The organism is Rhodococcus sp. KB6 (assembly GCF_001445685.1).
In the GTDB taxonomy this organism is placed as follows: domain Bacteria; phylum Actinomycetota; class Actinomycetes; order Mycobacteriales; family Mycobacteriaceae; genus Rhodococcus_F; species Rhodococcus_F qingshengii.
The window spans coordinates 1-343 of the sequence record NZ_LNAK01000127.1 but is presented as its reverse complement, the minus strand read 5'-3'; the positions used below and the strand labels follow the sequence as shown (position 1 = coordinate 343).

Genomic DNA, 343 nt, shown 5'->3' with positions numbered 1-343 from the left:
GACATCGGACTCCGACACCGCCACCGGCGACAAATCCAACCGCACCCGATCCGCAGACAACACCTCCTGGAACCCGACACCGTCGACCTCCGGATACACCGTCCGCAAAATCTCATGCCGACCAACAACATCCGACACCGCAGCCTGCAGAGCCTCCACATCCAACAACCCCGACAACCGAATCGCCACCGGAATATTGTCAACATTGGATCCCGGGTCGAATCGGTTCAAGAACCACATCCGCTGCTGCGCCAACGACAACGGCACCCGCTCCGGACGCACCCGAGCAGTCAACGCCGCCCGCGCACCCGAACCAACCTCCGACTCCACCCGAGCAGCCAAC

General features: G+C 62.4%; 1 protein-coding gene. It reads right to left on the bottom strand.

The features are described from left to right. Positions 1-343: condensation domain-containing protein (locus ASU23_RS19905; protein ID WP_156423181.1), on the bottom strand; the 343-nt coding region annotated here is incomplete at both ends.